A 24,307-nucleotide genomic window follows, 5' to 3' on the forward strand; every position below is an offset into this window, starting at 1 on the left:
TGCGTACCTTAGCGATGCAAGGGATGAGATGAAAAGAGCAGCGACCGAGCGTACGCCCAAGGCCGAAGGGGCTAGCACCCGGGATAGGATCCTGGATGCCACCCTGGCGCTCTTCAATGACAGAGCACCGGATCGGGTTACGACTGCCGAAATTGCTCGTGCGGTCGGGATCAACGAAGGCAATCTTTATTATCACTTCAAAACCAAGGAAGCGCTTCTCCAGGCGCTGTTCGAAAGACTGGAAGCGGACGCAGCTTCCTTTATGACCAAGGCGGCTTCGAATACGGAAACTGACCCAGGCACCTTCTCGGGTTTTATGCGGCGCTGGTTCTCGATCGTCTGGAACCATCGTTACATTTTCCGGGATCTGCCTGGCGTCATTGCCATCGCCCCATCTTTGCGCGAGCCGACCCGCGCCCTCAGCAGTGGGATGCGGATCGTCGTCGAAGGAGCACTCCGTCAAATGACGGATGCACAACTTATCGATGTTCCCGACGAAGACGCTCCTCAGTTGCTTGCCAATGTCTGGATCGTATCGACCTACTGGGCTGTGTATCTCAGCCTGCAGGAAGGTGTCGAGAAGCTAGGAGAGGAACATCTCGACTGGGGACTAAGGCAGGTTGCAAGCCTATTCAGGCCTTACCTGTCGGATGCAGCACAGATCGAGTTGAACGCCACGTTTGGTCATCCCATCGTCGCGCAAAAACCTGCGATTTGAGGCGTCAGTCTTGAAGCGATGCCTTGCCGGAGAACGCCTAGATAAACATGCTTTGCGGTAAGCGCCATTTTATTTGCGTTATGACCGGGAGGGTCGCTGCTGTCGCCGGCCCTCACTTTGGAAGTCGGGCTCAAATCTCAGCCACCTGGTTTCAACCGCGAAATCCCTCCTCTTCCCCTTTGACTCCCCTTGACTGGAACGGGATTCGAACACCAAGTTATCGGTCCTGGTGGGTTCAGATTGGGGGGCTTTAAGTTCAGTGAGTAGCGTTGTCGATACACTTCCCGCCTGGAACGAGAAACAGTTACGGAGCGCCCTCGAGGCGGCAGGGGTTGCGCTCTGGACCTGGAATGTCGACGACGACACGTTCACCATGGACAAGAAGGGCTACGAACTTTGGGATGTTGAGCCCAATGGGCCACTCGCCTTCGAGCATCTGTCCGAAAAAATCCATCCGGCCGACAGGGATCGGGTAAGAGCAGCCTTCGTCGCGACCCGGGCGATCGTCGGTCCCTACGAGATCGATTTCCGCATTATGACCGGCGTGTCGGATATCCGGTGGATCTCTGCTCGCGGCAAGGGCAACGATGCAGGCATCGTCGGACGCACGATGAGCGGCATCTTCCTCGACGTCACGGGGCGCAAGCAGGCTGAAGAAGGGAACGAACTGCTTGCCGGAGAAATGAGCCACCGCGTCAAAAATCTTTTGGCATTGGCGAGCGCCTTGACGGCGATCACCGCGCGGTCGACTGAAACGAAAGAGGAGATGGCGCTGCAACTGACGCAGAGACTGACGTCGCTTGGTCGAGCCCATGATCTCGTTCGCCCGCTTCCTGACGCGCAAGGGCGGGCAGCACTGCTCGGCGATCTCTTCTCTGTCCTTTTGGCGCCTTACGACGACAATGGCGCTTTTGCCGGACGCATTCGTGTCGCGGTCCCGCGCATGGGCATCGGCGAGACAGCGGCGACCAGCCTTGCCCTCGTTATCCACGAGCTTGCCACCAACTCGCTGAAGTATGGTGCGCTCTCTGTGGCGGCTGGAACACTCGACGTCTCTGGGACACTCACCGACGGTGAGGTTGAGATCGTCTGGACAGAGCAAGGCGGGCCAGAGGTTGCTCCACAACCGTCTTCGACCGGTTATGGCAGCAAGCTACTTCATCGGACGGTGACGGCACAGTTGCGTGGCAGGGTCGATCACGAATGGTCGAAAAACGGCTTGATCGTGAGGCTCTTTCTTCACGCGGACAGCTTGTCTCGCTGATGGCGTGTCGCCTCGAAGGAAAAGAGGGCGCCGTGACACGTGGCTAGGCCCCGCATTCAGACCGAGTAGTCGTTGCTTTTGCACGCTCTCCAGGCGCAACTCAGACCTTCGCGGAAAACACAGGTGTCGTCTGATTTTGTTTCGCTTGCCCTTTCTCCGGCTCGCATCCTAGATTGCCTTATGTCAAAGGTTGTTTCCGTATAGCGATCGCGCGCACATGATTTCTCCAAACCCGTCGTTAACGTCATCGAGATCGTTGACGGCCTCGGTGTCGATGGTGATGCCCATTCTGGGGTGACAGTCAAACATCGCTCGCGCGTTGCAAGAGACCCGACGCAGCCAAACCTTCGGCAGGTCCATTTGATCCACTCGGAACTGTTTACCGAACTGCACCAGCAAGGGTTCGAGGTTTCCGCGGGCGACCTCGGTGAAAACATCACCACGCAGGGCATCGCGCTTCTCGAACTCCCTGCCGGGACCCATCTGAGGATTGGGGAAAGCGTGCGGCTTGAAGTGACGGGTCTTCGAAACCCATGCATCCAGATCGATCGGTTCCAAAAAGGCCTTATGAAAGCTGTTCTCGGCAAGGACGACGACGGCGGGCTTATGCGCAAGACCGGCGTGATGGCCATCGTCGTGACGGGAGGCGAGGTGCGAGCGGGCGATCCCGTTGACGCTGAGTTACCTCCCACACCCTGGCGTCCGCTCAAAGTGGTGTGAGGACGCAAAGGCCATTGGGGCAAGCCACTCCCCCGCATCGGCCGATTTACGCATTGCACGAGGCTCAAAAGATGATCGGAAACGCCAGCACTGTCAGAATCCAGACAGACCGAGCGGCGATAACCGCTGTGGTTCTCGGTGTGACTGCCTTTGCCGTTGCTCAGGGCCTGACTTATCCGCTGATAACCCTGGTCCTGCAACAGCGCGGAGAGACGGATGCTCATATCGGGCTAAACGCGTCCTTCTATGAGGCCGGCTTTGCGTTCGCCACGTTGACGATCGATCAGCTGATGCGTCTTATGCGCGGTGACATCCTGATCATCATTGGTCTATTCGGTTGTGCGCTGTCATTGCTGACGATGAGCGCATTCGATGGTTTCTGGGTCTGGTGTGGCCTGCGCTTCCTTCTCGGGCTGTGCGCCAGTTCCGTCTTCATCGTCAGCGAAGCGTGGTTGAACACCGCCTCTTCGGAGGCTGTCCGCGGTCGTGTCTCCGGCCTCTACGGCGCCGGCCTATGCGCCGGTTTCTCCATTGGTCCGCTCGCCATCCCGCTTCGGCACGGGGTCAGGCTTGAGCTTTGCCGTGACGGCCATCTATGTGGCGGCGATCGCCTTCTTCTCGGCTCTGCTGACCCGACGCGCCACAACCCTGCCTCAGCCATCGCGCTCGAAGGGGTTGATCAGGTTCATCAAAGGAGCGCCTCTCCTGGTCACGATGGTCTTCATGTATGGTTTTGCGGACATCGCGGCGATATCGGCCATGCCGGCTTACCTGGTGCATGTCGGCTTCTCCCAGGCCTTTGCCGCGACCGCCGTGACTATGGTTGCGCTTCCGACTGCTATTTCCCAGCCAGTGGTGGGCTGGCTGCTCGATCATGTCAACCGACCGGCGATCGGGATAGGGGCGGCCTTGCTTGCCAGCGTCTCCTTTTTCCTGATCCCCTTTATCGAGGGCGGCCCTGCCTTTCTCATCGTCTTCGCGATGCTCGGGGCAGCCAGTTTCGCGCTTTATACCTGTGCCCTCACGCTTCTCGGAGAACGCTACTCCGGCGACGCTCTGGTCTCTGGAAGTGCCGCTTACTCGCTTGCCTATGCGGCGGGAAGCGGTTCGGGTTCGACAGTGGTCGGTGCCGTGATGAGCGGGCATTCCCTTGCTGCCGGTCCCGTTACGATCGGAGCTGCGCTGGCCGTCTTTGCTCTGTTCTACATGCTCCGCGAATGGCGGCGCCTACGTTGATAGCGACGATTTGCCCGATGGCGTGCCACAGCCCCATCCGGAGCGACACTTCAGCCGATCCGGCGTTGTCCAGCGACCTAAGAAAACTGCGGTTATCGAAAGCTGCGTGAGGGCGTCATGGACGAGGATACGGCCGCAGCTAGTCGGACCTTGTGTGCTGATCGCGAAACGCCTCGATCTGCTCGGGTTCTTTTTCGTCTAGCTGAGTGATTTCGTTTCGGGCGTCACCGTGGACGTGGAGAAGTTCGTCAAGCTTGGCGTGGATCGCTTGCGTGTCCCGATGTTCGGCACGCTGGATAAACAATGTCATGATCCAGGTGATGAGCGTTGCGATCCCGTGCCATTCCAGCGTCTCAGGGCTGAAGATCAGCCAGGAAACAACGTAGATCGCGACGATTGCGAATGCGTACGGGCTCGACGTCCAGGTACCCAGATCTGTCAATAATGAGCGAAATCGCATGACGGATCTCCGATCTTCGTGGAGATGGAACCCCCAGAACGGGCTTGTGTTCCGGCTTTGGAAAACCCACGGAGTCGCATTCAAATATCGTGGCGCGGTCTCATCGACGAACCTTCGAAGACTTCTGTCACTGAAATCCGTTCAGGACCACGGCTATCGCAGCAGCCCGTCGACGTCGAATTCGTCCCACCCACGCAGCGCGCCGGCGGCGGCATCGGTCTGGCTCTCGGCCGTCTTCGGCTTCTTCGAGGCAGCACTAAGGGCAAATGGGGCTCCGGGGCTCAAAGTTGGGTGAGTTGATCGCGAACAACCAAGTTAAGAATTTGAAAGAGCATGCTTTTTCGGATCAAAGGAGAGGCCCTGGCTGTGTAACGTTGGCTGCATTGGCTATATCGGTGAGAAAATTTTATGTGAAGTGAATTTCGTTGGTCTTTTGAACTGATCCGAGATTAGTTTCAAATGAGCGATCTATGAGGAATGTCATGGCGGAAGAAAATCAACGGCGCACGAGAGGCGCATCAGCAAAGGGTGTATTTGAAACCTCGAAAGCGGCAGCGCTTGAGGCGATCGAGAGCGAGAAGCACGCCGTGCGGTCGAAGAGCGAAAGATTGCGCGCTTCGAGAGACGCGGGAGCAGGGCGAGGCAGAGGAATGACAGTCTGGACTTCAGACGAGCGTCGTGCCCGATGGGAGCGATCGGTAGCGACCAAGGAGGCAGCGGGCTTTCCGGTCGAGCGGGATCCCCGGTTCCTGGCCTGGATCGAGGCTTGGATTGCTGGCGAAATTACGATGCCTGAAGTGCAGCGCCGTTATGCGAATTGGATGTCAACACGGGGAGCGATAGCAATCGAGAGATCCACGACACCGAAATGCAAACGATCCTGGAGGCCATCCGACACGATGTGCCTGAGATTGCAGTGGTGCCGTTAACGACAGCCGAGGACCGCGCACAGCGTGCCAAGGAAATCTCCCATATTTGGGAACTCGACGAACAATAAAGAGGGCTTATTTCCCATGGAAATGAAAACCCGCGGAGCAATGCCGCCGCGGGTTTTGCATTTATCGGCTGCCATACAGAGGCAACTGTAACAGTTGGCGCCTTGGGCCATGATAGGACAGCGAGCTTGATCGAGCCTATCGGCGTGGCACTGTGGGCGATCAAAGCGCCTGGACGTTTTCTGCCTTGGATTTCCCGGTCTTGCGGTCCTGTCCCAGATCGTAGCTGACCTTCACGCCGTCGCGCAGGGCACCGCCCTGAACAGCCGAGATATGAACGAACACATCCTGCCCGCCGTTCTCCGGCGTGATAAAACCAAAACCCTTGTCGGTGTTGAAAAACTTTACTGTCCCAGTCGCCATGCATTCCTCTCGAGTTCAATGGGCATACGTGCCGCGAAATCAACTTAAAAAATGTCTATTGGATCCGCAACCACTGATCCGAGTATTGTGTTGGCGGAAGATTGCGTCAAAGCTTATTGGATAGGAACAGGAACGCGCTGAGAACCATAATCCAACCACGCCGGTCTCGCTTAGTCTGCATCGCCGGGGCCTCGGATGAAAAACACACCGACAAAGGCGATCAGAACGATCGCCTGCAGTATGAACATCGGCCAGTCATTGGCCATGTTGAAGGTCTGAGAAGGGGTGCATCACCAGTTCATCATCGTCGTCGACAGCAAACTGTGCAAGGGCAGGGGAGGGCGGTCCGATCGTCGTTCCTTATTGCGCATTACGCTTCGCCCCTTGTTTTTTTGACAGGATGATGGCGGACAGGCAAAAGCAGATTGCGTTCGTGATGATGATCGGCCACTCCACCCGCAGAACGCCGAAGACTGTCCAGAGCGCAAAGCCCGTAACGGTCAAGACATATATCCGCGCGGAAATCGCTTCGTGTTCCCGGTGCGGACAATTTTCCAGGCTTGCGGCACAAAGCTGCTGACCGAGCATATGGAGGCGAGATAGCCAACGATCAGAGCACTATCCGTAGATCTGTTTCCGAACCAAATTTACGGGGAGATGCTGTGAGCCGTTGTTCGAAGTGATCGAGATTGTCTAAGACACACTCGTCGGTGCACTGGCACCGGGAACGGCTGCCCGTGACAGCTTGGCACGCGGCGAACGCTCCCAAAACTGCCATGACGCGGCATAAAGCGAAGACCACGCCATCATGGGCATAAGGGCAAGCTGCCAACCGGTCTGGACAATCGCGGTCCACTCATGAACAGCCGAGATCTGGGGAGTGGGGAGCGGAAGAGAGGTATCCTCGAGAACGGCAGGCAGTTCGTGCGGGGACATCATCACTGCAGTGCTGGTCATTCGATTGTTCCTTAAGCGGTAACAATCAAACCCCCCGCCGAGGTATTGGTTCCACGCAGTGGTTCCGGCTAATGGCCGGGCGTTATCGCGTTAGCCGGCCGCCAAATCCAACAGCCTGCGTCGCGTTTCGGTGTTTAGGATAAAAGGCGGGACACGGTCTCAATAAGCTTTTCCTCGTTGTAGGGTTTATCGAGAACAGCATCAAAGGCGTCTGGATGAGCGCGGCCAATGCTTCCTTGAGCGCCGCTTACGAGGATAATGGGGATATTAGACAGTTCGCCGTCAGCGCGCATCGCTTGCGCAAGCTCGAGACCGGTCATCAGCGGCATCATAAAGTCGGTGATGACGAGTGAGGGGCGCTTTTCCCGAACCAAAGCGAGTGCTGCCTTGCCATGCGCTGCCGCAGCCACTTCGTAGCCGGCATCCTCCAGCATCATCGCCAGAACGTCAGCAATCAGAAACTCATCCTCGGCAATTACGATTAGCGGCATCTGGTTCGGCTCATGCTTTCTTCAGGTTTGTGGTTCCGCACCGACGGGGCTGGCCACACCTGTTGTTGCTCCAGTGACCGCCTCCAGGGGGGCGGATATGAGCAGACCTTTATTTCCAAAGCCAACTTCGTGGATCACTGGCTCGTACTCCCTGTCCCTGACCTTCAACACCGAGATCGTACGCTTGAAGCGGGAGCCGATCTCTACTTGGCGCAGCATCACCAGATTATCCAGTAGGCTGGAAATTTCTGAGCCCGTTACCGTCGGACCGAAGAGGTCCCGCAATTCCCAGGTTGCGAGTGTGGTAACGCCCTGAGCCCGAATTTCGTTCGTAAGAGCGGCAAAAAATTCTACGAGGCGAGGCGGATACACTGCAGCCCGTTCGAAGCCACCAAGCCCGTCGATCAAAAGACGTTTGACACCCCGGGACCGGATCGCATCGAGAAGCCGGTGACCGAGCTTGTCCAGCAGGTTTTCCGTCATCGGGTTCCAGATCACCTCCAACGCTCCCGACGCGAGAGGTCCATCTAGGTCAACCCCCAGCGCTCGCGCCTTTTTTAGCAGGCGGGCAGGGGTCTCATAGAACCCGAAATGCAGCGCCGGCTCCTCGACGCTCGCCTGACTCAGGAAGTTCAGCCCCAATGCCGTCTTGCCACATCCCGAGGGGCCGAAGACCAACGTCACGGAGCTTTCCGGCAAGCCCCCGCCGAGCATCGCGTCGAATCCGGCAGTGCCCGAACTAATCACTACTGATCCGGGATCATCCTCGGATGTCGTGGTCGAGAGCATAGCTTCCAGCCGAGGGTAGGCGATCAGCCCGGCTGAGGTGATCTCGAACTGGTGATAGCCACCGAGCCCCGCGCTTCCCCTCGACTTCTTGACCTGCAGTCGGCGGACGGTACGGACGCCGACCAACTCGTTATGGAGCTCGATGACACCATCGACCATGGTGTGCTCCGGGCTGTCCTCGGCGATGCGGGTGCTGGTCAGAAACAGGACGGTGCAGCCGACGAATGCGGCCTGGCTCTGGACCTCGGCGACGAAGGTCTTCACATCGAGATTGGTATCCGCTCGGTCACTGGCGTTGAGCAGGCCGTCGAACACCAGCAGAGTTGCACCCTGGCGAGCAATCTCCTGCCGAATGAGGCTGACAACGGCAGGCAGCCCCTCGTCGCGCAGCGTCTGAAACACGCTGACGTAGGTGATGTTCGTGCCGAGCTGTGACCGGTCGAAGAATTCCAGGGTGCCAAGCGACTGAAACAGCCTGTCATGGGTTTCGGCGAGTAGGGTCACATAGAGAACCTTGCCGCCCTTGGAGACGTTGGCAGACGCCACCTGATTGGAAAAGATCGTCTTGCCCGCGCCGGGTTGACCCTGCACGATGTAGGACGCCCCTTCGACGAGGCCGCCGCCCAGGATGATGTCCAGGCGGGGGATACCAGTGGATAGTCGTAGAAGTTCGTGCATGGAATTGGTCATCCAGAAGAGGAGGGTGGTCGCACCGTAGGTCCAGTGGACGATATTGCAACAGCGCGTTGATACAAAATGCTTTATTTTCAGCGCGAAGGCGCTATTGTCCGCGCGAAGGGCGCGACACCCCTCTCGTTCAAGTTCTTTTCGATTTACATCCTGGGACACGTGAACGCCAATGGCAGACAGAATCGTTGACGGTGATGGGGACGGCAACCGCAACAAGGCCGAAGACCGTCTTCATGAGCTTGAGGCGGGTGTCCGCGCCGCGCAGCCAGGGCATGATGCAGCTGCTTTCCTCGCGGCAATCGTTGAATCCTCAGAGGACGCCATCATCAGCAAGTCGCTCTACGGGATCATCACAACCTGGAACAAGAGCGCCGAGCGGGTTTTTGGTTATACGGCGGACGAAGCCGTGGGCCGGCCGATCACAATGCTGATCCCGGAGGACCGTCTGGACGAAGAACCGGCGATCCTGGCTCGGATTAACGCAGGCGAGCGGGTGGACCACTTTGAAACGATCCGCCGTCGTAAGGACGGAAGCCTGATCGATCTCTCCCTGACGATCTCGCCGATCCGCAACAGTGACGGTAAGATCATCGGCGCATCGAAGATCGCTCGCGACATCTCCGATCGCAAGCGTGCGGCAGACCATCAAGATCTGCTGCTGCGCGAGATGCACCACCGTGTAAAGAACCTTTTCGCAGTTACCGGGAGCATTATCACGTTGGCGGCGCGGACGGCGCGGACACCAGCTGAGCTCGCAACGGATATGAAGGACCGCCTCTTTGCTCTGTCGCGGGCTCACGAGATGACCTTGCCGAGCTTCACCGGCGACGAAGCGTTCGCGGAGCAGCCGACCACGCTCTTTACGCTCCTATCCAACCTGCTCTCTCCCTTCGAAAACAAGGATGCTGGCCGATGGCGGCTGCATGGCGAGGATGTCCAGATCAGCGCCGACAGGGTGACGAGCCTTGCACTGCTGTTTCATGAATATGCCACCAACGCCGTAAAGTACGGTTCTCTTTCTGCGCCGGAAGGGCGGCTCGATGTCACCTTGAGCTCGAGGTCCGACCTTGTCGACATTGCCTGGCTGGAATCGAACGGCAACGCAGCGGGCACCGCCGAGACGAAGAACCCGGGGTTCGGGACGACGCTGGAGCAGATGGTGGTTCGGAGCTTAAATGCGCAGGTGTCAAGGGAGTGGCAGTCCCACGGGCTTCTGCTTAGGCTGACGATTCCGCGCGACGCCTTCGCCCTTCCATCATAAGGTCAAATCCATACGGGGAACGGCGAGGTCAGTTGCTCGTTCTGCTGAAACGCTCGGCGGTATTCTGCGCTGTCGCGACCGAGAAAATAACGTATACGCCGCGCGACGTGACGCTGGGCAGGGGAAGCGAACGATGATGTTAGAGGACCTTTATCGCCTGCTAAGGAGCGGTCACGTTCAAGCCCAGGGCGTCGTCGACACTATGACGCAGCCGATCGTCGTCCTCGACCAGCGTTTGTGCGTCACCACCGCCAATAACGCCTTCATCAAGACCTTCCAGGTGGAACGTGACGATCTTCTCGGTGAGTGCCTATTTGATATTGGCAATGGCCAATGGGATGTCCCCGAACTCCGTGAGCTGATTGCCGGTGTTATTCCACGGGCGGCAGCTGTCATCGGCTTCGAGGTAAAACACGATTTTCCCGGAATTGGACATCGTACCTTTGGTCGACGCCCGACGCCTTGTCCACCCGGACGATAACAGCACCCATATCCTGGCGCTGTTCGACGACGTCACCGAGCGCCAGCGGCACGATGCTGAGATGGACTTCGTTCTCGGCGAAACGCGCCACCGGATGAAGAACCTCTTCGCAGTTGTCCGGGCGCTCGCTTTGCAGACGCAGGCCGAAGGTCGCACCGCGGCTGAGTACCGAGACGCGTTTCTTGGTCGTCTCGAAGTCACGCTGCGCGCCCAGGAGATTGCCGCTCGTAATGAGCGCCGACCTCAAGGACCTGTTGCAGCAGGCGGCCGGTGAGACGTGGAGCGATCGGATCAGCTGCAATGGTCCGATAGTTCATCTCGGACCATCGAAGATCCTGGGCGCCAGCATGATTTTCCACGAGCTTGCGACCAATGCAGTGAAGTACGGCGCGCTATCGAAGAACGACGGTACCGTTCGGGTCACCTGGGCCTTGGAAGAGGGACTGGCGGGCCGGACCTACGTGAACTGCCGATGGCATGAACACAACGGCCCATCTGTTCAGCCGCCCCAGCGCAAAGGCTACGGGACCGAGATGATCGAGGGCACGGCGGCTCATCTTGGCGGGCGCGTGGAACTTTCCTATGCTCCGGAAGGTTTGGCCGCAACGATCAGGATCCCGGTATGAGTTTCATGAACCAGACCGCCGACACCCATGCAGGCCCCCGCACCGTTCTCGTTGTTGAGGACGAGTTTTTCATAGCGCTGGAAGTCAAATCGGCTTTAACGAACGCAGGTTTCGAAGTGCTCGGCCCGGCAAGCTCTGTCGACCATGCTCTAGGCCTCATCAATGACACAACACCCGATGCGGCGGTGCTCGATGTCGACCTCGGCGGCGAGCGGGTCACCCCGGTTGCCCTGCAGCTGAAGACCCTCGGGGTGCCTTTTGTGCTCGCGAGTGCCGCTGATCCGGCAGCACTTGCCCAGAACGCGGCCTTAGCGGGGGCCCGAAATCTCGGCAAGCCAACGGACATGCGACAGCTCGCACAGGCGGTTGGCGAAATCACCGACATGGCCCCGTAGAGAGTTGAGGCAGCGGCCTATTCAGCGCAGCCGGCTACCGAGGAAGAAACAGAGCCGCCTTCGCGAAATGTCACCTTGTGAAAGACTTCCGTCCGCGTCCGATATTCGATGGTCGGCGGCCGACGCGCCTGGTTTCCTTCGACGCTGCCTTGCTACATGAGCGCGCACACCTGCCTTCGCGTCCCCGATGGCGAGATCGGTATCCTTCAGCTCGGATCGGTCGGGACACTCGAGACAGCCATCGTTAAGCCGGTGGAAGAAGAGGGCGCCGTCGCTTTGCAACGGCCTCTGTACCGATAGTTCCGCATCGGGCCTATCCCTGTGACATCGGTGATTCAATTCGCCAGCGTCACGATGGTGGATAGGTCTTCGCTGCCCGACGAGCTTACTGGAACTTTCGGTTCCGGATGAGGTTTGCTTGGCGAAGGAGAACCGCGATGATGATCGACGACAAGCACCCAGAGCAGGATCCGGCGGAAGGCAGCAGGGAAACCGTCGAGAGGGATTTGAAGCGGCAAGAGCAGGTTCGTTCGCATAGCAACAAAGAGCCGACTAGCGAGAATGACGCGGGCTCTGAAGCAGCCGAACCGTCGCCGGAGTAATCCCTTGGAGCGCGGCGTCCGGCAAAAGGGCAGCGAAGTGAGCAAGGCCGCTCCCGAGGTTTTCAATTTCGGCCTCTCGCTTGAGGTCGAACCGATGGAAGCACGGTCCGCAGACAGCTTGCCGGCGGGCAGCGGTTGGCAATACGAGCCGAAATGGGATGGTTTTCGTTGCCTGGCGTTCAAACACGGCAGCAATGTCGATCTGCGGGCAAAATCGGGAAAGGCCCTTTCCCGGTACTTCCCGGAGGTGGTCCAGTATCTGTCTCGGCTCCCGGTCGAGCGTTTCGTGATCGATGGCGAGCTGGTCATCGAGCTCAGTGGAAAATTGTCGTTCGACGCTCTGCAGGCAAGACTACATCCGGCTGAAAGTCGCATCAAGAAGCTCTCGCTCGAAACTCCCGCGCGGCTCGTCGCGTTTGATATGTTGTTAAACCCATTAGGGATGCCGATCCTCGATCAGCCCCTGCTCGAGCGTCGCGCAGCACTTGAGAAGTTTGCGCAGGAAGTAGCGGGTGCCGACCGGCTGATACTATCTCCATTCACACGCGATCTAGCTAAAGCCAATTTTTGGCTGTCGGGTTCGGGAGGTGATACCGATGGTATCGTTTGCAAGCGGCTAGACGGACTATACCTGCCTGGCGAGCGGGCAATGACCAAGGTGAAGCGGCTCCGAACGGCCGACTGCGTGGTGGGGGGCTTCCGATACGAGAGCGACAGCGAACTTGTCGGCTCCTTGCTGCTCGGCCTTTACAATGAGAAGGGCGAACTTGACCATGTCGGTTTCACATCGACAATCACCAACGCGGAAAAGCCTGCGCTGACGAAGAAGTTAGAGGCGCTCCGTGGAGGATCCGGGTTCACTGGCAAAGCTCCCGGTGGTCCAAGCCGATGGAACACGAAGCGCTCGTCAGAATGGGAGCCTCTTGCGCCTGAACTTGTTGTCGAAGTTCGCTTCGATCACGTAACCGGGCGCCGCTTCAGGCATGGCACAAAGCTTCTCCGATGGCGTCCGGACAAGAAGCCGCTGCAATGCGATTACCAACAGATCGAAAGATAGGATCAGCGCGCTTTATTCCTTCACTCCATCTTTCTTCGGAGGCTGTAATAGGCAAGAGCTTCCAACTCTTCACCATCAGAGCATGTAGCAATGTGCAACGACTATGAGCAACACATCCGCTATGCCGAGTACTGCAAGATGATGCAGGAGGTCGGCCTTGACATACCTGAACATCAGAGCGCGGCAGACCTGCCTCAGGCAGATGACATTCGAATTGGAGACCAAGGCACGGTTTTGCGGGCGATTAGTAATGCGGTCGAGCTCACGCAAATGACGTTCGGTTTTCCGCCGAAGGGCCGTGGCGGGCCTGTCTTCAACTTTCGCTCGGAGGGGCGAGACTTTTCCGGCAGTCAGCGCTGCCTTGTTCTTGCCAGCGCGTTCTTTGAGTTCACCGGGAAAAAGTATCCGAAGGCAAAACATCGCTTCACGCTTGCCGACAGTCCGATGATGGCGATTGCCGGCCTTTGGCGCGAGGGAAAGGGCAATCAACCGCCCACGTTCACCATGCTAACGACGTCACCGGGTCCTGATGTTGCGCCAATTCACGACCGTCAGATCGTCGTCCTGGCGCCTAACCGGTGGGCTGATTGGATTTACCTTTCCGGGAAAGAAAGCGACATATTTGCGCCGCTCTCTCCCGGCAGCCTCCAAGTCGAACAAGTCAGGTCGGGCAGCGATTGAGGCTATGATTTATTTCACAGGCGATACCCATTTCGGCGACCCGCGCGTGCTGCGCATCGATCGGCGTCCATTCTCTAACATGCCCGACCATGATGCTGCCCTGATCTCGAACTGGAACAGCCGCGTTTCGCCGGAAGACGAAATCTGGCATCTTGGAGATTTTGCGTTCAAGCGGGCCGGCTTTGCCGAGCAGCTCCTCTCCCAGCTCCACGGCCAAAAGCATCTCATTGTCGGCAACAATGATCCGCCCAACACCACAAGTGCTACCGGGTGGGCGAGCATTCAGCACTACGCTGAACTGACGATCGACGGCCAGCGGCTCATTCTCTGTCATTATCCGTTCCGCACCTGGAACCGGATGGGCAGGGGGTCGATCAACCTGCATGGTCACTCCCATGGCAGATTGAAGCCCGTGCCGCGCCAGTTCGACGTTGGTGTTGACCCACGTAATTTACGCCCGACGACCCTGCCGGAGTTGCTGGCAAAGCGGGCAAGGGGATTGCAATCAAAGGACACCGCGCATGCAGGATGATCTTTTCGGGAATCTGCCGCAGCGTTTGCCGGAGGGTTTTCACTACGAGCCGGATGCCATCTCGCGGGCGACGCAAGACGAACTGCTCGCGTGGATACCGACATTGCCGTTCAAGGCATTCGACTTCCATGGTTTCGAGGGCAAGCGACGGACCGTTTCATTCGGCTGGAAGTATGATTTTACTCTCGCCTCGCTCCAGAAGACAGATGACATACCTGACATTCTGTTTCCGTTGCGTGATATCGCGGGTGATTTCGCGGGATTGGCGCCAGAGCGTCTTCAGCAGGTCCTCGTGAGCGAATATGATATCGGCGCGCCAATTGGCTGGCATCGAGACAAGCCCGTCTTTGGCGTTGTTGTTGGCATCTCGCTGCTATCGCCCTGCACATTTCGCCGTCGCCGTCGGAACGGCGAGAAGTGGGAGCGTGCATCGATCGAGGCGCAGCCCGGATCCATCTACGTTCTGTCTGGCCTAGCAAGAACCGTATGGGAGCATTCAATTCCCCCCGTCGACCGGCTGCGATATTCGATCACCTTCAGGGAGCTGGCAGATACCGGATGATTGCCGTTACTGGCCTCACAGAGACGTGTAGGGGCTATTGGCTATCGGCAATCGCGAGCCGAGGCGTCAGCGCAGGCCGGGTGAGCATCCCGTTGCCTCGGATCGTATGTCCCAACCTGGCTCTGACAAACAGCGGGTGGGACAGGACGCAAGAGGACAGTATGCAAGGTCGCAAGCCGACCGAAAGGCTACCGGCGTTATTAGTGCGAAACCCACCGTCGTGACAGGTTCGGAAGACGCGACCATGGCGTGCTATGGGTGTTGGATCAGTTTGCAATGGCGGGCATGTTGAATTTGTAGATTGCATGCAGGGCTTAGTCGCTTAGCGGGTCATCCAAGGTGCCGTTTGCCAGCAGGAGAGATACGCCGTCGGCTGGCACGATTGTCCAAGTAGGACAAATCTATTACTAGCCAATGGCTTAGCGGGTCCTGCTGCACGGGTTTCAGGTTCATATCCTATCAAGAGCACCCAGCGACGAATGCCGTCGTCGCCTCCTGTAGAACGACTGGTGTACGCATGCCGCGGCAATGCGGCCATTGCCGCGAAGAGGTCCGTCAGCTTCTCCGTGTGCCGAATGCTTAAGACCGCTACATCTCCTCTGCCTAAAAGCTTCGGGATTTGCCGCGGCGTGCATATGGATATGTCGATCCTCAGGGCGATACAGGTTTCGCAAGCGGGGACTTGGCCAACTGGATGATCCCAGGCACGATGGTCAAGGGTTGGACTGCTGCATGGACGTCGTCATCGACCTCGGTGTCTTTCCGGTCACGGGCCAGGGCGAGCTGCGGATGATCCTGATCGAATGCACCGAGAGCGGGTCCGGTGGAGTCCCAGCCGGACATCCTTCAATGCCAATTGGAATTTGCGATTCCGTCCCCGCCCGAGACGGGTCTTGAAACGCCGGAGCATTGGTAGACAATGTTCAGTGGCCTTGCCCGGCCGAGAAGCCGCGGTCGGCTGCGGCTCTCAGGTCCAGACCTAAACGACCCTATCCTGATCGAACCAAACTCCTCATCGAGCCCGAAGACATGGCTGCCGCCCTGGCCGCGGTCGAGTTGTGCCGTGAGTTCGGAAACAGCGAGGGTTTTTCCTCGTTGGTGGCACGAGAAACAGCCCCAGGTGCGCGCGATAGATCAGGCAAGATCGATTTTATCAGGCGCTCAGCCGTCACCTACTGGCGCCAGACCTCGACCGCCAAAAAGGGGACGTGACAACATGTCGGTCGTCGACAATGAACTTAAAGTCTACGTCGTTGAAGGTCTTCGTGTGGCGGACCCGTCTATCATGCCACGGATAACCACCGGCAATACGATGGCGCCTTGTGTGGTCATCGGTGAGCGGGCAGCCGATCTGATCGGAAAATCCCATGGACTGAGCTCTCGATTTGAACCCGTCGCTCACTCGGTTTGATTTAAACAGCGGAGAACTCCGCGCCGTTTTATTTGACAGCGCAGAGCCTTTCTCAAGTTCAAGACATTGGAAAGTAGCACCGCCAGAAAGCGCGGTTGTTCCCTTTCAGAGCTATAATAATCAGCAGTGTGAAACCATTGTCGCAACCTGGGCTCCGAGATGGCCAAAAGGGTCCGCCAAATCTAAAACGACACTCATATGGTTGAGACCCGGTATCGGTAGCAATTGGACGGGACTATTGTGCGCGGCCAGTTTCGTACTCAGCCCCAATGCTTGTTCATGGAAGGGAGACGTTTCTTCCGCACCAAACGCGATTGTCCGCCGCAGCGAAGGCAGCTGAACCGCTGTCAAAGGCGACCATGCGGCAGCTTCCGCAGCGGTCATATGCGCCTCCTCCCGCAGGAAGCTATCCGGGATTTCGGCAAGATCGTATATACCGCTCACCAGCAACATCTCCTGCAGGGCGGGTAGGGTAGGGTGTTCCGTTTCACCGGGGGCTCTGGCCGCGAGGAAGGAAGCGAGATGCGCGCCTGCAGAGTGGCCGCTGACGGTAATTTTGTCAGAGTCTGCGCCAAACTCGGCCGCATGTTTCTGAAGCCATAATACCGACCGCCGCACCTGATCCACCAAGACATCAAGGCGTTGACCGGGCATCAGGTCATATTCGACGAGAGCGGCGATACCCCCGGCTGCAAGGACGGGGGTGGCGACCAGACGATAATTTTCCTTCTCGCCGGATCGCCAATAGCCGCCATGCACGAAGACATGCAGTGGAGCACCGCCCTTGATATTATCGGGCAGGATGACGTCCAGGACCTCTCTGTCGCGTACACCATACCGAATGTCAGCCATAAGCCGGGACGTGGCTGATAGTTGCCGGCTGCGTTCTGCGAATTCGGCAGCGATAGCGTCGAAATCGGGTACGAAATCGCGAATTCGGTAAAGATCTTGTGACGTCATTGGGTTCCTCCGGTCTCAGTAATCCACTGCGTAATACTTTGCCTCCATAAACTCCAGGATTCCCGTAACGCCGCCTTCGCGACCAAGGCCACTCTGTTTGACGCCGCCAAAGGGTGCGGCCGGGTCCGACATCAATCCCCTATTGATCCCGAGCATGCCTGTCTCGAGCAGTTTGCCGAGTTTCATCGCCCGTTTCAAATCCTGAGTGTAAACGTAGGCGGCGAGGCCGTATTCGGTGTTATTCGCCAGTTGGACGGCTTCGTCTTCTGTCACGAATTTATAGACCGGCGCGACGGGACCAAAAATTTCCTCACGCGCGATCGCGGCGTTTTTAGGTACGTTTTCGAGAACGGTCGGTGGATAGAAATAGCCGTTTTGCGCAAGTGGGCTGCCACCAGTGGTCGCGCGTGCACCCGCCGCAATAGCGTCCGTGACCAGTCTGTCGATCTTGCCCACGGCATTGGTGGTGATCATCGGTCCACACTGTGTGGCAGGATCGTAGCCGGGGCCGATCTTCAGCGCGGCCATGCGCGCGGTGAGGCCGGCGACGAAGGCATCATGGATGCCGGCCTGGACGTAGAATCGGTTGGCGGCAGTGCAGGCTTCACCCGCGTTGCGCATCTTTGCGATCATGGCGCCATCAAGAGCGGACTCCAAGTCCGCGTCGTCGAAGACGATGAAGGGGGCGTTGCCACCAAGCTCCATCGAGCAGCTGACCACGGACTTTGACGCTTCAGCAAGAAGTGTCCGCCCGACGCCGGTGGAACCGGTGAAGGAAAGCTTACGTACGCGGGGGTCCGCCAGCATGGCGTTGGTCACCGCGCCGGGCTTGCTTGTCGTCAGTACATTCACGACGCCTGCCGGCACGCCAGCCTCTTCGCCAAGCCGTGCCATGGCATAGGCAGTCAGGGGCGTTTCCGAAGCCGGCTTCAGGATCACCGTGCAACCGGCTGCAAGAGCTGGGCCGATCTTTCGCGTCGCCATGGCAGCCGGGAAGTTCCAGGGCGTGATCAGGACCGCAATGCCGATTGGCTCGTGATCGACGATGATATGATGCGAACCTGAAGGGGTATGGCGGTATTCGCCGGGAATGCGCGTTGCTTCTTCTGCATACCAGCGGAAGAATTCGGCGGCGTAAGCGACTTCGCCGCGGGCGTCAGGCAGCGCCTTGCCGTTTTCGAGTGCAATGAGCGTGGCAAGCTCTTCGGCATGTTGCGTCATGAGCTCGAACCAGCGCCGCAGTATTTCCGAGCGTTTGCGCGCCGGCGTGTTGCGCCATTCAGCGGCGGCGGCTTCTGCTGCATCAACCGCCTGCATCGCATCTTCAACGGAGGCATCCGCGACTTCGGCCAGTTGTTCGCCCGTGGAGGGGTCCATGACGGCGATGCCGCCGCCCTTTCTCCACTTGCCGCCGATATAGAGGCCTTCCGCATGCAGAGCAGGATTGGCATAGCCGTTGATCTTGGCATGAAACGTCATGATGAAAATCCTTGTTAAATCAGGCGCGACCGGTCGCCATGATAGGCGGCGGTGATAAGGGTCTGCATGTCGTCGAGGTTGAGGGGCCTCGGATTGTTCTGGACGAGGCGGGCAATGCCGATGCTCTGCTCGGCCACCCAGCCGATCCGGCTCTCTTCAAGGCCAAGTTCACGTAGCGTTGGCGGGATACCTATCTGCGCGAAAAGAGAAATAAGGGCGGGAACGACAGCGTCCGGCCCGTCAAGACCTGCCGCCTGGGCGATCGCTCCAAGCTCGTTCTGGATGGCCGGCACGTTCCATGTCATGACATAGGGCATGAGGCAGGCCACACCGAGGCCGTGCGCGGTATGGGTCAGTGCGCCAACGGGATATTGAATGGCATGGGCCGCTGCAGTTCCGGCCACGCCGAAGGCAAGTCCTGCGAGGGTGGCGCCGAGCATCACCTTCTCGCGTGCATTTCGATCCATGCCGTCCTTGCAGGCGGCCTCCAGCCCCTGCCAGAGCAGTGAGATGGCGCGTAGGGCAAAATGATCGGAGATTTCGTTCTTGCCGACAAAGACACGCTGCTGAGCGATGCCTGGCACCGGTTCGCGGCGAATTGCGGTGAAGGCCTCCAGCGCATGGGTGAGCGCGTCCGCACCTGCAATGGCTGTCAGGGCGGGGGGGCAAGTGAGAGTGAGTTCCGGATCGCAGATGGAAACAGTTGGAATGAGGTAAGGGCTGGAAATGCCGACTTTCAGGCTCCGCTCGGCATCGGAAAGCACGGCGACGGGCGTGACTTCGGAGCCTGTGCCGGCAGTGGTCGGAATTGCGATGAGAGGCATCACGGGTCCGGGCACCGTATGCTCCCCATAGTAATCCTGCGGTCGCCCGCCATGCATCAGCAACAGAGCTACACATTTGGCCATATCGAGGCAGGAGCCGCCGCCGATGCCGATAACGAGGTCTGGAGCGAAATTTCGGGCAGCTTCCGCACTTTTAGCGGCGGAGTCGACCGGAACGTCGGGCAGAGTGGAACTGTCGATCATCACCGCAATCCCGGCATCTTCAAGTTGCCGGACGAGCGCGAGAAAATCGGCATCCGTAGAAAGGCGCGTATCCGTGGCGATCATCGCGCGCTTGCCAAGTCGGGCGGCAATACTCCCGAGAGCATGCCGCTGTCCCGAGCCGAAGAGCAGTTCGCGCGGCGCCCTCAGTGTGCCGAAAAGGTTCATTTCCAAAATCCTCCGATAATTCAGGCGGCCTCGAGCGCCAAAAGACTTTCCAAAAGTGGTTGCGGCAGCTCTATCCCTGCCGTCTCCGTTGCGATGCGGCGCCTGCGCGCGCCATCGCCCGGTATCGCCACCGGTTTTTCGGTGTCGGACGCCGGGGATAGACGCAGATCGTCGAGATAGGCTGCAAGCGAACGGGCGTTCCCATGTCCCGATGCCGTGTCTATAAGAATGAGCAGGTCACCCTTGTTGGCCGCATGGGTATCGTCGAGCGTCCCGCGCACCTCGGGAGCGAGATGCGAACCGGCAAGTGCTGCAACGAGGAGTTCGATCGCCAGACCAAGGCCGTAACCTTTGGCGCCGCCGAATGGCGCGATAGCCCCTAATTTGGCCGCGTTCGGGTCTGTGGTCGGAAAACCATTCGCATCCACGGCCCAGTCTGATGGAATAGGTGTGCCGCGGATTGCGTGGTTGTTGATTTTTCCCATCGAAACGACGCTTGTGGCGAGGTCCAGCACAAAGGGGTGATCGCCTGAAGGAATGCCGATGGCGATGGGATTGGTCCCGAGCAAGGCTCGGGTTCCGCCGAAGGGATGAACAAGCGCCTCACTGGTCGACATGACAATGGCGATAAGGCCAGTCCTAGCCGCCGCTTCCGCATAATAGGCCAACATACCCATGTGGTTGGCGTTGCGGATCGCAGCGATGGCGATCCCTGTCTCGCTCAAGATTGGCCGGAGCGTTTCCATTGCACGCATCATGACGACCGGTCCAAGGCCGCGCTCGCCGTCAATGCTGAGAAACGATCGTCTGCACCATGTAACCGTTCCATAGCTGCGCCCGTCAGCGATCCCTTTTTCCAATCTTGAAGCAAGAAGCGGCAATCGCTGCAAGCCATGCGATGGCAAGCCTCGCAATTCGGCTTCGATGAGGAGATCAGCCTGAAGATGAGCATTGTCACGTGAAGCTCCTCTTGCCTCCAAGAGAGTCGCCGCCAATCGTCGTAGCCGCTGAGATGATATCTTCATCTTAAATCCTATATCGGATCATATACGATATTGTATTTGACATACGATATCTTATTTGCAACAAAAGCCGGTATGTCAAGAAGCAAGTGGGAGATTGAAAGTGACATTAGCGCCTGAACGGGAGGTCAAAGGGCAGAGCCTTCGCCCGAGCAGCGTTGTCGATGGTGTCTATGACAACATCTATCACCGCCTCATGTCGCTTGAGATCACGCCCGGCGCACGCATTCCGATAGACGTTCTGGCACGAGAAATGGGCGTGTCGCAAACGCCGATCCGAGAGGCGCTAAGCCGCCTGGAACGTGAAGGTCTTGTGCGCAAGGAGCATCTTGTAGGCTATAGCGCGGCACCTCAGTGGACGAAAAAGCAATTCCAGGATCTCTATGATTTCCGCCTTCTGGTCGAGCCGGAGGGGGCCAGGCTTGCGGCCATCAACATGACACCCGAGGCTTTGCGGCATCTTGAAAATTCTGCGGCAGACATGGGCAATGGCGATATGCCTGTCGATCGCAATACCCGGTATTCACGCTTTGCTCGAGCGGATGCGCATTTTCACGATGCCATCCTCAAGATTGCCGGAAACGATGTGATCCGGAACACACTTTCGAACCAGCATGTGCATCTTCATATCTTCCGACTGATGTTTCATACACGTGTGACCCAGGAGGCTCTCGAGGAGCACGAGAACCTGCTCATTGCTTTTCGATCTGGAGACCCGCAGGCGGCTTTTGATGCCATGCGCATTCATATCGAGCGCTCACGCGACCGGCTGCTTTCGGCTTTCGAATGAACGCGGTCCTTTCTCCTCAACCCTTGGCGCCGTCGGAAAATTCGGCCGTCGCAGCGCTCCGGGCCGATTGCCTAAGCAAAACCTACGGCCAGATCACGGTTCTCTCGGATGTGACGCTTGATGTCCGTCCTGGAGAGGTTCACGCCATCATTGGTGAAAACGGCGCAGGCAAGTCGACGCTGATGAAGCTGCTGTCCGGCCACGTCGCGCCGACGGAAGGCCGGTTGCTGATGGATGGCAAGCCGATCGAATTCCGGAGCGCGGTGGAGGCGGAGGAGGCCGGGATCGTGCTGGTTCACCAGGAAATCCTGCTGGCTCCAGATCTAACCGTCGCAGAAAACCTGTTTCTGGGGCGTGAAATTGGCCGCGGCCTGATGGTCGATGATCGAGCCATGAACAGGCGGACAGCCGAACTGCTGGCGAAAGTTGGCTCAACAGCGCGTCCGCGCGATCATGTTGGCGCATTGCCGCTGGCCCAGCGCCAGCTCGTGCAAATCGCGCGTGCGATTCTGGATGACCGAAAAGTTGTCATCCTGGATGAGCCGACCGCAGTGCTGGCCAATGATGAAGTGGCGGCTCTGCTCGGGATTGTCAGGATGCTGCGCGATCATCGCGTAGCCGTCCTTTACATCTCCCATCGCCTTGACGAGGTACAGGCCTTGGCTGACCGGATCACCGTCCTGCGGGATGGCCGCATGATCGGTACCTGGCCAGCTGCGGGCTTGAGCCAGCGGGAAATGGCCGAGCTTATGGTTGGACGTGAACTGGAGATGCTTTATCCCCATAAGCGTCCGCCGGCAGAAGCGGCACCTATTCTTTCGGTCAAGGATCTGACGGTCGATCATGGCACCGACAGCACCAGTTTCGGCGTCCGGCCGGGCGAGGTGCTTGGCATTGGCGGCATGATCGGTGCTGGCCGGACCGAATTGATTGAGGGGTTGATGGGCCTTCGTCCGTCGCAGGCGCAAAGCGTCGTGCTCAACGGCAAGGATATTAAGCATCGTTCGGTGCGCACGATGATGGAAGCCGGCCTCGTCTATCTGACCGAGGACCGGAAGGGAAAGGGCCTGCTTCTGGAGGAGAAGCTTGGCCCAAACCTGACGCTCCAGGCGCTCGATACCGTCAATCCGGGCGCCGTTCTCGACAAGCGGGAAGAGCGGTCGCGCCTTGAGAAAGTGGTCGCCGACTACGACATCCGTGTGCGCTCGCTTCGGCTTGAAGCCGGCAAGCTTTCCGGAGGCAACCAGCAGAAACTGTTGTTGGCCAAGGTCATGCTGGCCGATCCCTGTGTCGTGATAATCGACGAGCCGACGCGCGGTATCGATATCGGCAATAAGAGTCAGATCTACGACTTCATCGACGCCATGGTGCGGGCGGGCAAGGCCTGCATCGTCATCTCGTCGGAGATGCCGGAGCTGGTGGGGCTCGCAGACCGCATTCTCGTGATGCGGGCGGGCAGGATTGTTGCCGAACTGAGCGGCACTGAAATCAATGAGGAAAATGTCGTCTACGCTGCCACGGTCGGTGGGCGCGATGACGTCGGGGAGGACGAACATGACCGCAGCTACCGCAACAATCATACCCACTGACGAAGGAGGCCGCATCCGCTGGGCGGACCTTGCACCCTTCATCGCGCTTGCGTTGATCGTGCTCATGGGCGCTTTGGTGAATTCCAACTTCGTCGCCTCCGCGAACCTGATCAACGTCATTACCCGCAGTGCCTTCATTGCGATCATCGCGGTTGGAGCAACCTTCGTCATTTCGTCAGGTGGCCTGGATCTTTCGGTCGGTTCCATGATGGCCTTCGTCACTGGCATCATGATCATGGTGATGAATCACCTGGCTCCCTCATTCGGCCCTTGGGCTATTCCGATGGGGGCCGGGATTGCCCTCGTCGTCGGAGCCCTATGTGGTCTCTTCAACGGTCTCATCGTCACGATCGGTAAGATCGAGCCATTCATCGTCACGCTTGGCACGATGGGCATCTTCCGGGCATTCATCACATTCATGACGGATGGCGGCTCACTGCCGATCGACCGGGCTCTGCGTGAGGCCTATCGGCCGGTGTATTTCGGGAGCCTCTTCGGCATACCCTATCCGGTTCTGATCACCTTCGTCGTGGTCATGGTGGGTGCGTTCCTGCTCTACAAGACCAAGTTCGGCCGACGGCTGACCTCTGCAGGATCGAATGTCGAAGTCGCCCGCTTTTCTGGTGTCAACGTCGCCGCCGTGCGAACGATCGCCTATGTGATCCAGGGCATTTGCGTTGCCGTTGCGGCCATCTGCTACGTGCCGCGCCTTGGTGCCGCGACACCGACGACCGGTCAGCTCTGGGAGTTGCAGGTCATCACAGCCGTCGTCATCGGCGGCACCCTTCTGCGCGGCGGACGGGGACGCATTGGCGGCACCGTGGCCGGCGCGCTTATCATCGAGGTCATCGCCAACGTCATGGTGCTTTCGGACATGGTCTCCGAATACCTCGTTGCCGCCGTGCAGGGCGCCATCATCATCATTGCCATGCTGGCACATCGCTTTACTGCCAACCGCTGAA

The 24,307-nt window shown here is 58.4% G+C and carries 28 protein-coding genes and 2 pseudogenes; 19 read left to right on the forward strand and 11 right to left on the reverse strand.

All coding sequences use genetic code 11. From position 1 onward, the window contains the following. Window positions 1-28: 28 nt before the first annotated feature. The 5 genes and pseudogenes from ACSQ3J_RS26575 (at window position 29) to ACSQ3J_RS26595 (ending at window position 3,938) form a co-directional block, all read left to right on the forward strand. Window positions 29-718 carry a TetR/AcrR family transcriptional regulator gene (locus ACSQ3J_RS26575; RefSeq protein WP_436040677.1) on the forward strand — a complete coding sequence of 230 codons (690 nt, stop codon included), beginning with the start codon at window positions 29-31 and terminating at the stop codon, window positions 716-718. Between the two features lie 259 nt (window positions 719-977). Continuing rightward, window positions 978-1,982, forward strand: a complete 1,005-nt coding sequence (locus ACSQ3J_RS26580) for a sensor histidine kinase (RefSeq protein WP_060504384.1) — start codon at window positions 978-980, stop codon at window positions 1,980-1,982. Window positions 1,983-2,189: 207 nt separating this feature from the next. Next, a pseudogene (locus ACSQ3J_RS26585) lies at window positions 2,190-2,702 on the forward strand (MOSC domain-containing protein); the annotation flags it as partial. A gap of 71 nt (window positions 2,703-2,773) precedes the next feature. After that, window positions 2,774-3,202: pseudogene (locus ACSQ3J_RS26590) on the forward strand (MFS transporter); the annotation flags it as partial. A 97-nt stretch (window positions 3,203-3,299) separates the two neighbouring features. Continuing rightward, window positions 3,300-3,938, forward strand: coding sequence for an MFS transporter (locus ACSQ3J_RS26595; protein WP_436040700.1), 639 nt, complete (start codon window positions 3,300-3,302; stop codon window positions 3,936-3,938). Window positions 3,939-4,077: 139 nt separating this feature from the next. Here ACSQ3J_RS26595 and ACSQ3J_RS26600 read toward each other — a convergent pair whose 3' ends face one another. The 6 genes from ACSQ3J_RS26600 to ACSQ3J_RS26625 form a co-directional block, all read right to left on the reverse strand. Continuing rightward, window positions 4,078-4,398: a low affinity iron permease family protein gene (locus ACSQ3J_RS26600; RefSeq protein WP_436040678.1), complete on the reverse strand. Its 321-nt coding sequence runs from the start codon at window positions 4,396-4,398 to the stop codon at window positions 4,078-4,080. Between the two features lie 1,157 nt (window positions 4,399-5,555). Beyond that, on the reverse strand, window positions 5,556-5,756 hold the full coding sequence (locus ACSQ3J_RS26605) for a cold-shock protein (RefSeq protein ID WP_060504387.1): 201 nt from the start codon (window positions 5,754-5,756) through the stop codon (window positions 5,556-5,558). Window positions 5,757-6,256: 500 nt separating this feature from the next. Beyond that, window positions 6,257-6,403, reverse strand: a complete 147-nt coding sequence (locus ACSQ3J_RS26610; RefSeq protein WP_436040701.1) for a PQ-loop domain-containing transporter — start codon at window positions 6,401-6,403, stop codon at window positions 6,257-6,259. A gap of 46 nt (window positions 6,404-6,449) precedes the next feature. After that, window positions 6,450-6,713: a hypothetical protein gene (locus ACSQ3J_RS26615; RefSeq protein ID WP_060504389.1), complete on the reverse strand. Its 264-nt coding sequence runs from the start codon at window positions 6,711-6,713 to the stop codon at window positions 6,450-6,452. A gap of 134 nt (window positions 6,714-6,847) precedes the next feature. Then, the gene (locus ACSQ3J_RS26620; protein WP_060504390.1) at window positions 6,848-7,204 is read right to left on the reverse strand and encodes a response regulator; all 357 of its coding nucleotides are present in this window, start codon (window positions 7,202-7,204) and stop codon (window positions 6,848-6,850) included. Window positions 7,205-7,225: 21 nt separating this feature from the next. Next, a complete protein-coding gene (locus ACSQ3J_RS26625) occupies window positions 7,226-8,842 on the reverse strand; it encodes an ATPase domain-containing protein (RefSeq protein WP_436040679.1) in 1,617 nt (538 codons plus the stop codon). A 10-nt stretch (window positions 8,843-8,852) separates the two neighbouring features. On the opposite strand from ACSQ3J_RS26625, the gene ACSQ3J_RS26630 reads away from it, so the two are divergent. From ACSQ3J_RS26630 to ACSQ3J_RS26675, 10 genes are all read left to right on the forward strand, one after another. Beyond that, a complete protein-coding gene (locus tag ACSQ3J_RS26630) occupies window positions 8,853-9,944 on the forward strand; it encodes a PAS domain S-box protein (RefSeq protein WP_060504392.1) in 1,092 nt (363 codons plus the stop codon). A 133-nt stretch (window positions 9,945-10,077) separates the two neighbouring features. Further along, window positions 10,078-10,425, forward strand: coding sequence for a PAS domain-containing protein (locus ACSQ3J_RS26635; RefSeq protein WP_348270812.1), 348 nt, complete (start codon window positions 10,078-10,080; stop codon window positions 10,423-10,425). Then, on the forward strand, window positions 10,388-10,699 hold the full coding sequence (locus tag ACSQ3J_RS26640; RefSeq protein WP_348270813.1) for an HWE histidine kinase domain-containing protein: 312 nt from the start codon (window positions 10,388-10,390) through the stop codon (window positions 10,697-10,699). The genes ACSQ3J_RS26635 and ACSQ3J_RS26640 overlap by 38 nt, the downstream gene beginning before the upstream one ends. Next, window positions 10,656-11,051: a sensor histidine kinase gene (locus ACSQ3J_RS26645; protein ID WP_348270814.1), complete on the forward strand. Its 396-nt coding sequence runs from the start codon at window positions 10,656-10,658 to the stop codon at window positions 11,049-11,051. Before ACSQ3J_RS26640 ends, ACSQ3J_RS26645 begins: the two co-directional genes overlap by 44 nt. Next, window positions 11,048-11,446 carry a response regulator gene (locus ACSQ3J_RS26650; protein WP_436040680.1) on the forward strand — a complete coding sequence of 133 codons (399 nt, stop codon included), beginning with the start codon at window positions 11,048-11,050 and terminating at the stop codon, window positions 11,444-11,446. The genes ACSQ3J_RS26645 and ACSQ3J_RS26650 overlap by 4 nt, the downstream gene beginning before the upstream one ends. 437 nt (window positions 11,447-11,883) lie before the next feature. Then, window positions 11,884-12,048 carry a hypothetical protein gene (locus tag ACSQ3J_RS26655; protein ID WP_436040681.1) on the forward strand — a complete coding sequence of 55 codons (165 nt, stop codon included), beginning with the start codon at window positions 11,884-11,886 and terminating at the stop codon, window positions 12,046-12,048. Further along, complete coding sequence (locus ACSQ3J_RS26660; RefSeq protein ID WP_436040682.1) at window positions 12,008-13,105, forward strand: ATP-dependent DNA ligase; 1,098 nt, start codon at window positions 12,008-12,010, stop codon at window positions 13,103-13,105. The genes ACSQ3J_RS26655 and ACSQ3J_RS26660 overlap by 41 nt, the downstream gene beginning before the upstream one ends. A gap of 90 nt (window positions 13,106-13,195) precedes the next feature. Further along, window positions 13,196-13,786 (forward strand): SOS response-associated peptidase family protein, encoded by a 591-nt coding sequence (locus ACSQ3J_RS26665; RefSeq protein ID WP_436040683.1) that lies wholly within the window; start codon window positions 13,196-13,198, stop codon window positions 13,784-13,786. 4 nt (window positions 13,787-13,790) lie between these two features. Next, entirely contained in the window at window positions 13,791-14,318 is a 528-nt protein-coding gene (locus ACSQ3J_RS26670) for a metallophosphoesterase family protein (RefSeq protein ID WP_060504394.1), read from the forward strand. Next, on the forward strand, window positions 14,308-14,880 hold the full coding sequence (locus ACSQ3J_RS26675) for an alpha-ketoglutarate-dependent dioxygenase AlkB (protein ID WP_436040684.1): 573 nt from the start codon (window positions 14,308-14,310) through the stop codon (window positions 14,878-14,880). Before ACSQ3J_RS26670 ends, ACSQ3J_RS26675 begins: the two co-directional genes overlap by 11 nt. Before the next feature lie 651 nt (window positions 14,881-15,531). Here the strand turns inward: ACSQ3J_RS26675 and ACSQ3J_RS26680 are convergent. After that, on the reverse strand, window positions 15,532-15,723 hold the full coding sequence (locus tag ACSQ3J_RS26680; RefSeq protein ID WP_436040685.1) for a hypothetical protein: 192 nt from the start codon (window positions 15,721-15,723) through the stop codon (window positions 15,532-15,534). A gap of 76 nt (window positions 15,724-15,799) precedes the next feature. Between ACSQ3J_RS26680 and ACSQ3J_RS26685 the strand changes: the two genes are divergently transcribed. Continuing rightward, entirely contained in the window at window positions 15,800-16,291 is a 492-nt protein-coding gene (locus tag ACSQ3J_RS26685; RefSeq protein WP_436040686.1) for a GMC oxidoreductase, read from the forward strand. A gap of 120 nt (window positions 16,292-16,411) precedes the next feature. Here the strand turns inward: ACSQ3J_RS26685 and ACSQ3J_RS26690 are convergent, their stop codons facing one another. From ACSQ3J_RS26690 to ACSQ3J_RS26705, 4 genes are read right to left on the reverse strand one after another with little or no spacing between them, the layout of a single operon-like run. After that, window positions 16,412-17,251, reverse strand: coding sequence for an alpha/beta hydrolase (locus tag ACSQ3J_RS26690; RefSeq protein ID WP_060504396.1), 840 nt, complete (start codon window positions 17,249-17,251; stop codon window positions 16,412-16,414). 15 nt (window positions 17,252-17,266) lie between these two features. After that, the gene (locus ACSQ3J_RS26695) at window positions 17,267-18,730 is read right to left on the reverse strand and encodes an NAD-dependent succinate-semialdehyde dehydrogenase (RefSeq protein ID WP_436040687.1); all 1,464 of its coding nucleotides are present in this window, start codon (window positions 18,728-18,730) and stop codon (window positions 17,267-17,269) included. Window positions 18,731-18,744: 14 nt separating this feature from the next. Further along, window positions 18,745-19,944, reverse strand: coding sequence for an iron-containing alcohol dehydrogenase (locus tag ACSQ3J_RS26700; protein ID WP_060504398.1), 1,200 nt, complete (start codon window positions 19,942-19,944; stop codon window positions 18,745-18,747). Between the two features lie 20 nt (window positions 19,945-19,964). Then, window positions 19,965-20,969 (reverse strand): Ldh family oxidoreductase, encoded by a 1,005-nt coding sequence (locus ACSQ3J_RS26705; RefSeq protein ID WP_436040688.1) that lies wholly within the window; start codon window positions 20,967-20,969, stop codon window positions 19,965-19,967. Between the two features lie 100 nt (window positions 20,970-21,069). Here ACSQ3J_RS26705 and ACSQ3J_RS26710 point away from each other — a divergent pair, with 100 nt between their 5' ends. Genes ACSQ3J_RS26710 through ACSQ3J_RS26720 form a run of 3 tightly spaced genes read left to right on the forward strand, consistent with a single transcriptional unit; the run spans window position 21,070 to window position 24,306 of the window. Further along, window positions 21,070-21,756, forward strand: a complete 687-nt coding sequence (locus ACSQ3J_RS26710; protein ID WP_156397613.1) for a GntR family transcriptional regulator — start codon at window positions 21,070-21,072, stop codon at window positions 21,754-21,756. Further along, window positions 21,753-23,345: a sugar ABC transporter ATP-binding protein gene (locus tag ACSQ3J_RS26715; protein WP_060504401.1), complete on the forward strand. Its 1,593-nt coding sequence runs from the start codon at window positions 21,753-21,755 to the stop codon at window positions 23,343-23,345. Before ACSQ3J_RS26710 ends, ACSQ3J_RS26715 begins: the two co-directional genes overlap by 4 nt. Beyond that, window positions 23,311-24,306, forward strand: coding sequence for an ABC transporter permease (locus tag ACSQ3J_RS26720; RefSeq protein ID WP_060504402.1), 996 nt, complete (start codon window positions 23,311-23,313; stop codon window positions 24,304-24,306). The genes ACSQ3J_RS26715 and ACSQ3J_RS26720 overlap by 35 nt, the downstream gene beginning before the upstream one ends. Window position 24,307: the final 1 nt, after the last annotated feature.

Source organism: Rhizobium sp. LjRoot98 (assembly GCF_964252935.1).
GTDB lineage: Bacteria > Pseudomonadota > Alphaproteobacteria > Rhizobiales > Rhizobiaceae > Pararhizobium.